Below are 12,351 nucleotides of genomic sequence, written 5' to 3'. Positions count from 1 at the left end.
CATGGCTAACCCAAACAGCAGCACTGGACCCGTGCTGATCCGCCAGGTGAAGCCTGTCGCCTTCGGCATGGCCGCACCGGCAGAGACCATCGATATTCTCGTCGACGGCGAAGGTCGCATTGCGGCACTCGGTCAGGACCTCGAGGCATCGGGCGACGTGCGTCGCGTCGAAGGCAAGGGCGCCTGGATCTCGCCCGGCTGGATCGACCTGCATGCCCATGTCTGGCACGGCGGCACCGACATTTCCGTACGTCCGCAGCTTTGCGGCATGGAGCGTGGCGTCACCACCATTGTCGACGCCGGTTCGGCCGGCGAAGCCAACTTCCACGGCTTCCGCGAATACATCATCGAGCCGTCGCGCGAACGCATCAAGGCGTTCCTCAATCTCGGCTCGATCGGCCTCGTTGCCTGCAACCGCGTCAGCGAGCTCTCCGACATCCGCTCGATCGACATCGACCGCATCATCGCCTGCTACCAGGAGAACCGCGAGCACATCGTCGGCCTCAAAGTCCGCGCCAGCCACGTGATCACCGGCTCCTGGGGCGTCACGCCGGTGAAGCTCGGCAAGAAGATCGCCAAGATCCTGAAGATCCCGATGATGGTGCATGTCGGCGAACCGCCGGCGCTCTACGACGAGGTGCTCGAAATCCTCGGCCCCGGCGACATCGTCACCCATTGCTTCAACGGCAAGGCGGGCTCCAGCATCATCGAGGATGAGGACCTGTTCGAGCTTGCCGAACGCTGCGCCGGCGAAGGCATCCGCCTCGACATCGGCCATGGCGGCGCCTCGTTCTCCTTCCGCGTCGCCGAAGTGGCGATCGCCCGTGGGCTCCTGCCCTTCTCGATCTCCACCGACGTGCATCTGCGCAGCATGAACCAGTCCGTCTGGGACCTCGGCACCACCATGTCGAAACTCTTGAGCGTCGGAATGCCCTTCGAAAAGGTTGTCGAGGCCGTGACCCAGGCGCCCGCTTCGGTGATCCGCCTGCCGATGGACAATCTGCTAACCGTCGGCGCCCGCGCCGAGTTCACCCTCTTCGACCTCATCGATAGCGAGCTTCGAGTCTTCGATTCCCTTGGTACCGAAGCTCATCTCAACCGCCTCTTCGAACCGCGCTACGCGGTCATGGGTACCGACGTGGTCGCGGCCAACCGCTATCAGCCGCAGCATGTCGAATGCCCGGACCACAGCCACGGCTTCAGCTACCGCTAAGCCAGGGCGACAGAATACAGAAATGACAGGACATCGCGTGAACAGTCTGGATCAGAAGAAAGGCAGCCACGTAGCTGCCTCACCCTATCAACGGCTTCAGGCCCTCGGCATCGACCTGCCGCCGGCGCCGCCGCCGATTGCCAATTTCGTGACGCATGTGCGCGAAGGCAACATGCTCTACCTCTCGGGCCAGGGCCCGCGCGAGCCCGATGGGCATCTTTATGCCGGCAAGGTCGGGGCCGATGTCGACATCGACAGCGCCTATGATCACGCGCGACTGACCGGCATCAACCTGCTGGCCGTGATGCACGATGCGCTGGGGGATCTCGGACGGGTCAAGCGCATCGTCAAGATCCTCGGCATGGTCAATGCCGTGCCGGATTTCGCCGAGCATCCGCGGGTCATCAACGGCTGCTCCGACCTGATGATGGACGTCTTCGGAGCGGCCGGCAGCCATGCGCGCTCGGCGGTGGGATTCGGGTCGCTGCCCGGAAACATCACCGTCGAAATCGAGGCGATCGTCGCTCTTCACGAGTGACGACGGGAGGTCGGATCAATGGCTGCGCCAGCCCATCATCTTCTCGATCCGCTCGGCGGAAACCCTGACGTGATCGGCGTAGAACGCCCGGTCGTCGAGGATTTTCTGCTCGGGCAGCACGATCGAGATCGTGGCGGCGCAATTGCCCTTGTCGTCAAGGATGGGAGCCGCGACGCAGGCAACGGCATAATCGGATTCGCCAGCCTGGATCGACAGTCGCGCCGTGAGCGCGCTCTCAGCTTGCGCGGAAAGGGCAGCGGGATCGATATCGGCGCGGCCGGTCGGCGACGTGCGGGCGCAACGGCGGAACAGCTCGAGCCTTTCGTCGGCGGGCAGATGGCCGACGAGCAAGCGTCCCGACGCCGTCCAGTTGAGCGGAACGCGGGTACCAACGCGCGAGGTCACCTGGAAATGGCCGGGGCCGTCGGCCATGGCGAGCACCTGCATGTAGTCACCGTCGCGACCGCAGAGCTGGATCGTCTCGGACACTTGTCGACCAAGGTCGTGCATCTCGCGGGTGGCAACCCCCAGGAAATCGAGCGAGCGAGCATAGGCAAGGCCGTAGTGGTAGAGCCGGTCGCCGAGCCAGACGAAACCGTCGGCATCGCGGCTGAGCAGGTTCTTTTCGACCATGTCGTCGACGATGACATAGGCCGTGGACAGCGGTGCGCCAACCGCCTTGGCAATCGCGTAGACGCCGCTCGGCGCACCGGTTTCATAGAGGAAATCGAGCACTTGCAAAGCACGGTCCATGCCACTTACGCGCGAGCGGCGCGGCTTGCCGGTCGTTTCGGTGTCGTCGTTCGGCGCGGCGTCGGTCATCGTCTTGTCCACTGTTCCACTCCTGCGCAGCCTGGAATGCGCATCATCAGGAAAATGTCCGGCCTTGTCGCATCTGCGCCGCTGCCAGCGGCTGCATTCAACGACGAAAGGCCTCACCCGTACTTCATTACTATGGTAGATATTCCGCGAAGACGGAATAGTCTATCCGCTTCGACCGCCAGAAAATCGCCTGCCAGAAAATTACATGGAGACCACTATGCCTGACCGTGACATTCGCGAAGCTCTCGGACTTCGTCCCGTTATCAACGTCTCCGGCACGATGACGGGCCTCGGCGCATCGATCGTGGTCCCGGAAGCGATCGCGGCCATGACAGGCATACTGCCGCAATTCGTCGAGATCAACGACCTGCAGCGCAAGGTGAGCCCGGTGATTGCGCGGCTGACGGGCGCCGAGGCGGGCTTTGTGACCGCGTCCTGTTCCGCCGGCATCAGTCTCGCCGTCGCCGGCACCATGACCGGCAGCGACCTGGCCGCCATCGAGCGCCTGCCGGACACGACTGGCCTCAAGAATGAAGTCATTCTCCAGATGGGCCATGTGGTGAGCTACGGCGCGCCCGTCGACCAGGCGATCCGCCTTGCCGGCGCCAAGCCGGTGATCGTCGGCCAGGCGACATCGGCCTATCGCTATCACATCGAAGGCGCAATCAACGAGCGCACCGCCTGCGCCGTCTACGTTGTCTCGCATCATGTCGTGCAATATGGCCTCGTCGGTCTCAAGGAGTTTGCCGAGGTCTGCCATTCCAAGGGTGTGCCGGTCATCGTCGATGCCGCGTCCGAATATGATCTGCGCATCTTCCTCGAGCAGGGCGCCGACATCGTGCTTTATTCCGGCCACAAGTTCCTGGGCGGCCCGACTTCGGGCATCGTCGCCGGAAGAAAAGAGCTGGTGCGCAACACTTTCCTGCAAAACCTCGGCATCGGCCGCGGCATGAAGGTCGGCAAGGAAAGCATGCTCGGCGTGATGGCCGCACTTCAAGCGTGGGAGACGCGAGACCACGCCGGCATTCGCGAGCGGGAAACCGGCTATCTGAACCTTTGGCATGAAACGCTCGACGGCCGCCCCGGCATCAAGCCGGTGATCGAGGCGGATCCGACCAACAACCCGCTCGACCGGCTGCGCGTCAACATCGACCCGCAGCAGGCCCACATCACCGCATGGGATCTCGCCGATGCGCTGGCCCGCGGTACGCCACCGATCATCGTGCGCGACCACGAAGCCGAGCACAATTACTTCTATCTGGACCCCTGCAATCTGCATCCCGGACAGGAGACGGTCGTGGCCAGCCGCCTCGGCGAAGAGCTCGACAAGGCAAGAGCCTCGAACGAGATCATCGCCACGTCCCTCAGCGAACGCAACGCCCGCCGTTTTGCGGGCCTGCTGCGCTGGCCTGACTGACCCGCAACGACGATCAAGCACGCAGCATGTGACGGAGCAAACGAGATGACCGAGACCAAAGCCCCGCAGGACCGTTCGACGGCGCCCGTTCTCTCCGTCGAGAACCTGACGACCTCGTTCCTGGTCGATGGCGCGTGGAGGCCTGTCGTCCGGGATATCTCGTTTTCCGTCGCACCGGGCGAAACCGTCGCGATCGTCGGCGAATCCGGATCGGGCAAGAGCGTCACGTCGCTTTCGATCATGCGCCTCCTGCAGAAGGAGACGAGCCGGATCGAGGGCCGGGTGATGATGGGAGGGCGCAATATCCTCGATCTGCCCGAAAGCGAGATGCGCAACGTGCGCGGCAATGACGTCGCGATGATCTTCCAGGAGCCGATGACCAGCCTCAATCCGCTGTTCACGATCGGCGACCAGATCTCCGAAGCCTTGCTCTGCCACAGCCCGATGTCGAAGGCCGAAGCGCGAGCAGAAACCATCCGGCTGCTCGAGAAGGTTCGCATTCCCTCGGCCGCCTCTCGCTTCGACGAATATCCGCATCGGTTTTCCGGCGGCATGCGGCAGCGCGTGATGATCGCCATGGCGCTGGCGAGCCGCCCAAAGCTCCTGATCGCCGATGAGCCGACAACGGCGCTCGACGTGACGATCCAGGGCCAGATCCTCGACCTGATCAAGGTGCTGCAGGAGGAAGAAGGCACCTCGGTGCTCTTCATCACCCACGACATGGGCGTGGTCGCCGAAATCGCCGACCGCACGGTCGTGATGTTCCGCGGCGACGCGGTCGAGACCGGCAACACCGAGGACATCTTCCTGCGGGCGAAACACCCCTATACGCGAGCGCTGCTTTCGGCCGTGCCAATGCTCGGCTCGATGAAGGGCGAAAGCCAGCCGATGCGCTTTCCCATCATCGACGCTTCGACCGGGCTGCCAAACGCCGTGGCTGAGGCAACCGACACTGTTCAATCCGGTCGCAAGCCGATCCTCGAGGTCAAGAACCTCGTCAAGCGGTTCGACATCCATGCGGGCATGCTCGGCAAGCTGAAAGGCCGGGTACATGCGATCGAGGACGTATCATTCAGCCTGCAGCCGGGCGAGACGCTGTCGCTCGTCGGCGAATCCGGCTGCGGAAAGTCCACGACCGGCCGGGCCATAATGCGGCTGATCGAACCGGAAAGCGGCTCCGTGACGCTCGATGGCCAGGACGTCCTCAAAATGGACCGCAGGCAGCTGCGCGAAATGCGCCGCACCATGCAGATGATCTTTCAAGATCCCTTCGCCAGCCTCAATCCGCGCATGACGGTTGGCGCTGCGATCGCCGAACCCTATCTCGAACACAAGCTCGGCACCACGCGACAGGCCCGCGAAAAGGTCGCCGACCTCCTGGAACGCGTCGGATTGCAGGCCGACATGGCTGCGCGCTACCCGCACGAATTCTCCGGCGGCCAGCGCCAGCGCGTCTGCATCGCCCGAGCGCTTGCGCTCGACCCGAAGGTGATCGTCGCCGATGAATCGGTCTCGGCACTCGACGTCTCGATCAAGGCGCAGGTCATCAACCTCTTGCTCGACCTGCAGGCGAGCCTCGGCCTTGCCTATCTGTTCATCTCGCACGACATGGCCGTCGTCGAGCGCGTCAGCCACCGCGTCGCCGTCATGCATCTCGGCGAGATCGTCGAGATCGGCTCACGCGCGCAGGTCTTCGAAAACCCGCAGCATCCCTATACGAAGAAGCTGATGGCCGCCGTGCCGATTGCCGACCCGACCCGACGCCATGCGCGTCGCAATGTTGCGAGTGACGAGCTGAAGAGCCCCTTGCGCGCGCCCGACTACGTTCCGGAAGCGCGGCGCTATCAGCAGATTGCCGAAGATCATTTCGTCCAGGTCTAGCTGGGGAACTGACCCGCTCGGCTCCCTGAACGCTGCCGACTGCGGTCAAACCCCGACGAAACACGCCTCGAAGATATGCCGGTGGCACCTCCCGAGTTGCCGTCAGCCCTTTTCGTCCCCCCGCCCACCGCTCTGCGGTGCGCGGCGTGTCGGCGGTGATGGCGAGGTGTCGCGCCGAATATCTTCCGCACATGCCTTCGCCAGTTCCGTGCTGCGCGACAGGAAGTCGGCGATCAGTGCCAACTCATCGCAATCATAGCGCGACCACAGCTCGAACATCCGCTGTTGCATCGGGTCATAGACGGCCTTGATCGGCTCAATGGCGTGCGGCCGGACACGGACATACACGCGGCGCCGATCCCGCGGATCGGCAACGCGCTCAACATAGCCGGCGCGCTCCAGCCGGTCGATCAGCGCGGTCGTGGCGCCCGAAGTGAGCCCGGCAGCTTCGGCCAGTTCGCCTGCCGAGGCCTGCCCGCGCAGATAGATCAGATCGAGGCATTCAAGGTCCGTCGTATGCAGGCCGAAGCGTCCCGCGACGGCCTGGCTGGTCATCACGCTTTGCGCACCCATCTGGCGGATATTGCGCCCGACCTGGGCGACAAGTTCCTGCTTGTCTGCCGCGCTTCGATTGTTGCCTTCGTCGGTCATTGGTAGCTCCGGCTCAAGCGATCGCAACAGCAGTCGCAAAGGCAGCCAACATCGCGGTGGCTGTCAGAAGATCGAGCGGCAGGCGCAACAGGCTTCGGTTGCTCCACCGCCGGGCGGCGGCCGCATCGAACTCCGCGGGATCGGCACGCTCGAAGGCCAGCGCCTTCGGGATGAAGTCGAATGCCGACCAGAGACGCATGACAGCATGGCTGGCGACGGCAACGAGCAGCCAGAAGCGAATGTCGGGCTGATACCAGGTGATGATCAACGCCGCCACCAGCGCCAACTCGAAGGCGACATGCGCCGGTATCCAGAAGCGACGCCGGGAAATGCCCCCGCGCACGGGCTGAATGAGATCCGGACGCCGCGGCCAGGCGGCGTCCACGACGGAAAACTCGTAGAGCCCACCACCGACGCCGATGAGCGCCAGCGAACCGGCAAGACCGACCAAAGCAACCGACAGCGAAACCATTGAGAGCTCTCCCGTCCCAATCAGATGAATTTATTTTTATAGATAAGTATCTTTACCATCAAGATATATCCAAGCGAAGGTCGAGACGTCTCACGATCAGAACGGCAGCCGCGCGTTCTCCTTGACTTCCTTCATCACGAAGAAGGTCCGCGTCTGTCGCACGCCCGGTAGCGCGATCAACTTCACGCCGTGCAGCTTGTTGAAGTCCGCCATGTCACGCACGCGGATCTTCAGGAGATAATCGAAATCGCCGGCGACAAGGTTGCAGTCGAGCACCTCCTTCATCTCCATCACTGCGCCCTCGAAGGCGGCGAAGCTTTCCGGTGTCGAGCGGTCGAGCACCACGCCGACCATCACCAGCGCCCCGAGACCGACGGCACTGGGCGCGATTTCCGCCCGGACACCGGTGATGTAGCCCTCGTCGAACAGCCTCTGCGTGCGCCGATGGCAGGTGGCAGCGCTCACATTCACGCGCTCGGCGAGGTCCGCATTCGACAGCCGGCCCTCGGATTGCAGGGCTCGCAAGATCTTGAGATCGATCCTGTCGAAATCGTCACTGGAAGAATCTTTCATTTATACGTCTCCCATTCGAAGAAATTTGATTCTCTGTCGATCGAACTTCGAAATCCAGGAAATTCTAACCAGATAATAGAGAGCACCTTTCGCGAACATTCTCCTATCGTTCTCCTGTCAATCCAGCACTGAGGCGATGATCAATGTCACTGCTTGAGAAGTTCGAACGTTACCCGCTCACCTTCGGCCCAACCCCGATTGAGCCCCTGCCCCGGCTCACGGCAGCGCTCGGCGGAAAGGTGGAGATTTATGCCAAGCGCGACGACTGCAATTCCGGTCTCGCGATGGGCGGCAACAAGCTCCGGAAGCTCGAATACATCGTACCCGACGCGATCGCGTCCGGCGCCGATACGCTCGTCTCGATCGGCGGCGTGCAGTCGAACCACACGCGCATGGTCGCCGCCACCGCCGCGAAGATCGGCATGAAATGCGTTGTCATCCAGGAAAAGTGGGTGCCGCACTACGATGCCGTCTACGACCGCGTCGGCAACATCCTGATGACGCGGCTGATGGGGGCGGACAGCCGCCTGGTCGACGACGGCTTCGATATCGGCATCCGCAAGAGCTGGGAGGAGGCGATCCAGTCGGTAAAGGATGCCGGCGGCAAGCCCTACCCGATCCCGGCCGGCGCGTCCGTGCACAAATACGGCGCGCTCGGCTATGTCGGCTTCGCCGAGGAGGTGGCAGCGCAGGAGAGGGAACTCGGCTTCGCCTTCGACTACATCATCGTCTGCGTCGTTACCGGCTCGACCCAGGGCGGCATGATCGTGGGTTTCGCCGCCCAGGACCGCGCCGACCGCGTGATCGGCATCGATGCGTCCGGAACGCTCGAGCAGACGCGTGCCCAGGTCCGGAAGATCGTCGATTCCACCGCCGAACTGGTGCGCCTCGGCCGGGGCATCCGCGAGGACGAAATCGTCATCAATCCCGATTATGCCTACCCCGCCTATGGCGTACCATCGGAAGAAACCAACGCGGCGATCCGGCTAGCGGCTCGCACCGAGGCCATGATTACCGACCCGGTTTACGAGGGCAAATCGATGCAGGGGATGATAGACCTCGCCCGCAAGGGCTTCTTCCCGGAGGGGTCCCGCGTGCTCTACGCCCATCTCGGCGGGGCGCCGGCGCTGAACGGCTACAGCTACTACTACAAGGACGGCTGAGCCCCGCTCTCACCGGTTGATCCACCACGCCGACCACCTCCGGCCTGAGGTCGACAGGAGCAGAACATGTCGGCCCTCGCCTCCGCAGTGGATCGCCAGGATCCACAGCGGAGGCCAATTCTTCCAATCTTGCTCTAGATGTTTGCTGTCCTAAGCGGGCGCTCGCCGCCTTCGATCGCTTGGCGCATCTGCCGACGGTCGCGTCTCAGCGTGTCCATGCAGTCATTGCCGAACCACTCCAGCGATGCATCGGCCTGCGGATCGTCGGCTATCTCCTCAAGGAACCGCGTGTAGTCGACGGTCCCTTCGAACAAGGGCGTCATGCCCCGCCGGTTGCCGGCAGCCGCATAGACATTGGCCGGTTCGAAGACCGACAAATCTGCACGGTCGACGATGTTCTTCAGATGGTAGTGGCGGATATGTGGCTTCATGGCCCGGTGCACCGTGACCGGATCGTCCCCGCCCTCCCAGACATGCAGCGTGTCGAAGTTGATCGCGAAATGGGAGTGAGCGACCTCCTCGATCAGTTGCAGGGTCGATGCCGCCGTATCGGCCAGTGTCTTCGGGTGCGTCTCGGCAAGCAGGTAAATGCCGTAGCTCGCGGTGATGTCGCTGATCTCCTTCAGCCGGGCGACGACCTGCCGCCGCTCGTCCGCCCCAACGGCCTGACTGCCGCGGCTTCCGGCAAAGGTGCGGATCTTGCGGGTGCGCCAACGGCGGGCAAGCCGGCAAAGCTCTACCGTCTTGTGCCGCAACGCTTCGGTATCGCCATCGAGCGGCAGGTAGTCGCTGATCATCGGCACGGAGAGGCCATAGCCGTCGAGCCATTCGGCGTTCCGGTCCGCCCGTGGCGCCAGGTTGCGGGCATGCGCCCCCCAGAGCTCGATCCCCTGGAAATCATTGGCCTCGGCCCAGGCGGCGATCTCGTCGAGCGATATAAGATGGTGCCGGAAGGTGATGGTGCAGAGCGAAACTCTCATCGTGCAACTCTCTTCAATGGGGGAACTTCTGCGGGAAGGACGAGATCGCACCAGAGATCGAAAATCTCAGCGAGCTTGGTTTTGAGCTTCATCTCCTGCCGGTCCGCTTCGTCGAGGCGTTCGAAGACGTCTGTCGCCAAGGCGCGATCGCCGGTCTGGGCAAGCTTCATGCAGCTGTAGTGCAGCGTCTTCAACGACTGGACCAGCGCCTCGATTTCCTCGCACCACCCTTCGAATTCTGCTGCCGGCAGCTTCAGTGCCCGCCAATAGAAGGCGAAGCCGTGCTCATAGGCGTATTTCCGGATGGTGATCACCGGCAGCTCACGCACCGCTGCGCTCAGCGTCGAGAGCGTAAGCCCATCCCGCTCTTCAATATGTGCGGTGACGATCGCCCTGATGGCATTGACCAGGGGGTTTCGGCCACGAACGAAGCACGCTTCGAAATAGGCCTTCAGATCTTCGGCATGTGGCGCACGCGCCTCGGCATTGTCGAAGACGTAGCCGCCGCCGACGGTCGGCTGCATGATCGCGTGGATCACCTTTTCCCTGGCGATGTCACCTTCCCAGCGGTAGTCGGGATCGTGCACGAACCAGGTCTCGGGATCGGCGGTCTCCTGCAGCATGAGATAATGCGGAAACGGGTTCTGGTTGAACTTGTTCTCACGCTCCGGCAGGTGGAACATATCGAGCATGACCATGACCGAGCCGGTGTCGCTGCGCTGCTTCAAAAGGCCGAGCAGCACCGCGAGATTGTCGAGCTTGGTGCGATCGGGGTCGTACCATTCGACGACGGAGACCCCGTAGAGCCGCTCGAACCAGCCGCGGAAAAACTCCTGGGTGATGTCAGGCGCATGGTAGAGAAGTTCAAAGCGGTCGCTGACCGCGAACTTCGCATCCCATACGCCGAAATAGAACGGCCGCTGGTCCAGCCCGTTTCGCTTCAAGCCATCCGAGACGCAGCTGACGAAGCAGTGGACCTTGATATCGTAGTAGGCGTCGCCGTGCACGCCCTCGTCGCTCGTGCCACCGGTGAGCGGAAAGTTCGGAACGACAACCGTGAACTTCGGCAGATAGAGGGCGACCAGATCGGCAACCGTCTCGATTTCCTGCTTCGCGATCGCCTCCTCCTGTACGGAAAGCCCATACTCGAGCTCGAGATTGAGGAAGATCTCCAGGATCAAAACGGAATCCAGATAGAGGTCCTCGTTGAGCCGGGCAACCGGGCCGAAGCCATCCATATGCCCATGCGCCATCTTTTCGATGAGAACAGTCTCGATCGCTGCCAGGATTTCGGTCTCGGTCATCATGCGGCTCCAGCCTTCGGCTTGTTGAATTCACCGGCCATGTGACGCGCCGCAACATCGCGGCGGCTGATCTTGCCGTTCGCCTGACGCGGAACGGCATCGACCTGCAGGATCTCCATTGGCAACTGGTGGCCGGCGAGATAGCGGCTGCACCATTCGCGCACCGCCTGCGGCGTGATGGCTTGGTTGGCACTGAAGAGCAGTGCGACGCGCTCACCGGCGAAGCGGTCGCTCTTGCGGAAGGCAACGGCATCGGTGATCGCAGGCATCGCCATGACGGCGTCCTCCACATCCTTCGGATAGACGTTGAGGCCGGAGACGTTGATCATGTCGTCCATGCGCGAAACAAAGACCAGCATGCCGTCGGTGCGGCGGTAACCGAGGTCTCGGGTATGAATTGCGATGCCGTCGCCGTTCCGGATGATGATCTCGGCGGCACTCTCTGCGCTGTTGCCGGTTTCGACGGAATGGTGCGGCAGAACGAAACCCATGTCGCCCGCGGCGGCGACATCCGGATTGATGGCAATGCAGCCGGATTCCGAGCAGCCATATTGCTGGAACATGAACCGGCTTTTTGCGCGGATATCGGCAAACCATGGATCGGGAAGCAACGTGCCCGAGGTCATCGTCGCATAGATGCGCTCGCCCGCGGGCAGCAGCCGCGCCAGCGTGTGCAGGATCGCCGGCGATGAATAGAGCAGCGGCCGCTCGGTTTCGCGCAGCACCTTCAAGAGATACTTCGGGTTCGCGGTGTCGACGATGACCGGCGTCTGGCCGCGCTTCAGCGCCACCAGAATGCCGCAGATCAGGCCATAGGAATGCGTGGTCGGGCAGGCGATGACGGGCGTCATGTCCTCCGGTTCGCGGAAGGTGCGGACGTAGCTTTCGATTTCGGCATCGATCTCCGCCCAGCTGCGCGCGATGCATTTCGGCGCACCGGTTGTCCCCGAACTCATCTGCAGCAGCGTACCCGGCGTCGGCTCCACGGCGGGCACATCGAGAACCTCGGCGGTCACGCTGTTGTAGAACAACCGATCACAGCCGGCACCGACCGCCAGCTTGCGGGCAGCCGGATAGGGCGTGCCCGGATGAATCGGCAAAACGCTCGCGCCCGCCTTGCGGATCGCGAAAAACAGCGACAGCCAATCGGCTGTTTCCTGGAAGCAGACGGCGTAGCGGCCGGTGTCTCGTTGCGTAAGGCCCGTCTCCGTGGCCAGCCGTGCCGATGTTTCGCTGAAATGGCGCTCGTCGTAGAGCCTGTCATCGATGCGGATCATGACTTTCTCCAATGAAAGAATGCAAGGGGCAAAACGCCTTGAACTGGCGGCTTTTCCTTG

The 12,351-nt window shown here is 62.7% G+C and carries 12 protein-coding genes; 5 read left to right on the top strand and 7 right to left on the bottom strand.

The genetic code is table 11. The features are described from left to right. Nucleotide 1 precedes the first annotated feature (1 nt). Together I8N66_RS14995 and I8N66_RS14990 are read left to right on the top strand one after the other, a co-directional pair. Nucleotides 2-1,213 carry an amidohydrolase/deacetylase family metallohydrolase gene (locus tag I8N66_RS14995; protein ID WP_291154812.1) on the top strand — a complete coding sequence of 404 codons (1,212 nt, stop codon included), beginning with the start codon at nucleotides 2-4 and terminating at the stop codon, nucleotides 1,211-1,213. A gap of 22 nt (nucleotides 1,214-1,235) precedes the next feature. Next, nucleotides 1,236-1,751 carry a RidA family protein gene (locus I8N66_RS14990; protein WP_291154811.1) on the top strand — a complete coding sequence of 172 codons (516 nt, stop codon included), beginning with the start codon at nucleotides 1,236-1,238 and terminating at the stop codon, nucleotides 1,749-1,751. Nucleotides 1,752-1,766: 15 nt separating this feature from the next. Here the strand turns inward: I8N66_RS14990 and I8N66_RS14985 are convergent, their stop codons facing one another. After that, on the bottom strand, nucleotides 1,767-2,573 hold the full coding sequence (locus I8N66_RS14985) for an IclR family transcriptional regulator (protein ID WP_113539157.1): 807 nt from the start codon (nucleotides 2,571-2,573) through the stop codon (nucleotides 1,767-1,769). A gap of 217 nt (nucleotides 2,574-2,790) precedes the next feature. On the opposite strand from I8N66_RS14985, the gene I8N66_RS14980 reads away from it, so the two are divergent. Together I8N66_RS14980 and I8N66_RS14975 are read left to right on the top strand one after the other, a co-directional pair. After that, nucleotides 2,791-3,990, top strand: coding sequence for an aminotransferase class V-fold PLP-dependent enzyme (locus tag I8N66_RS14980; protein ID WP_291154810.1), 1,200 nt, complete (start codon nucleotides 2,791-2,793; stop codon nucleotides 3,988-3,990). 45 nt (nucleotides 3,991-4,035) lie between these two features. Then, a complete protein-coding gene (locus I8N66_RS14975) occupies nucleotides 4,036-5,871 on the top strand; it encodes an ABC transporter ATP-binding protein (RefSeq protein WP_291154809.1) in 1,836 nt (611 codons plus the stop codon). Nucleotides 5,872-5,973: 102 nt separating this feature from the next. Here the strand turns inward: I8N66_RS14975 and I8N66_RS14970 are convergent, their stop codons facing one another. The 3 genes from I8N66_RS14970 to I8N66_RS14960 all read right to left on the bottom strand — a co-directional run bounded on the left by I8N66_RS14970 (nucleotide 5,974) and on the right by I8N66_RS14960 (nucleotide 7,567). Beyond that, entirely contained in the window at nucleotides 5,974-6,522 is a 549-nt protein-coding gene (locus I8N66_RS14970) for a MarR family transcriptional regulator (RefSeq protein WP_291154808.1), read from the bottom strand. A 13-nt stretch (nucleotides 6,523-6,535) separates the two neighbouring features. Then, nucleotides 6,536-6,994: a hypothetical protein gene (locus I8N66_RS14965; RefSeq protein ID WP_291154806.1), complete on the bottom strand. Its 459-nt coding sequence runs from the start codon at nucleotides 6,992-6,994 to the stop codon at nucleotides 6,536-6,538. A 96-nt stretch (nucleotides 6,995-7,090) separates the two neighbouring features. Beyond that, nucleotides 7,091-7,567, bottom strand: coding sequence for an Lrp/AsnC ligand binding domain-containing protein (locus tag I8N66_RS14960; RefSeq protein WP_291154805.1), 477 nt, complete (start codon nucleotides 7,565-7,567; stop codon nucleotides 7,091-7,093). Between the two features lie 143 nt (nucleotides 7,568-7,710). On the opposite strand from I8N66_RS14960, the gene I8N66_RS14955 reads away from it, so the two are divergent. Further along, the gene (locus I8N66_RS14955) at nucleotides 7,711-8,730 is read left to right on the top strand and encodes a 1-aminocyclopropane-1-carboxylate deaminase (RefSeq protein WP_291154804.1); all 1,020 of its coding nucleotides are present in this window, start codon (nucleotides 7,711-7,713) and stop codon (nucleotides 8,728-8,730) included. 134 nt (nucleotides 8,731-8,864) lie between these two features. Here I8N66_RS14955 and I8N66_RS14950 read toward each other — a convergent pair whose 3' ends face one another. From I8N66_RS14950 to I8N66_RS14940, 3 genes are read right to left on the bottom strand one after another with little or no spacing between them, the layout of a single operon-like run. After that, entirely contained in the window at nucleotides 8,865-9,710 is an 846-nt protein-coding gene (locus tag I8N66_RS14950; protein ID WP_291154803.1) for a sugar phosphate isomerase/epimerase, read from the bottom strand. After that, nucleotides 9,707-11,014: a DUF6005 family protein gene (locus I8N66_RS14945; RefSeq protein WP_291154802.1), complete on the bottom strand. Its 1,308-nt coding sequence runs from the start codon at nucleotides 11,012-11,014 to the stop codon at nucleotides 9,707-9,709. The genes I8N66_RS14950 and I8N66_RS14945 overlap by 4 nt, the downstream gene beginning before the upstream one ends. Continuing rightward, nucleotides 11,014-12,291 (bottom strand): AMP-binding protein, encoded by a 1,278-nt coding sequence (locus I8N66_RS14940; RefSeq protein ID WP_291154801.1) that lies wholly within the window; start codon nucleotides 12,289-12,291, stop codon nucleotides 11,014-11,016. The genes I8N66_RS14945 and I8N66_RS14940 overlap by 1 nt, the downstream gene beginning before the upstream one ends. Between the last annotated feature and the right edge of the window lie 60 nt (nucleotides 12,292-12,351).

The sequence above is a fragment of the Ensifer sp. SSB1 genome (assembly GCF_016652895.1).
Lineage (GTDB): Bacteria > Pseudomonadota > Alphaproteobacteria > Rhizobiales > Rhizobiaceae > Ensifer.
The sequence above is the reverse complement of the archived record's forward strand: the minus strand, read 5'-3'. Positions and strand labels throughout refer to the sequence as shown.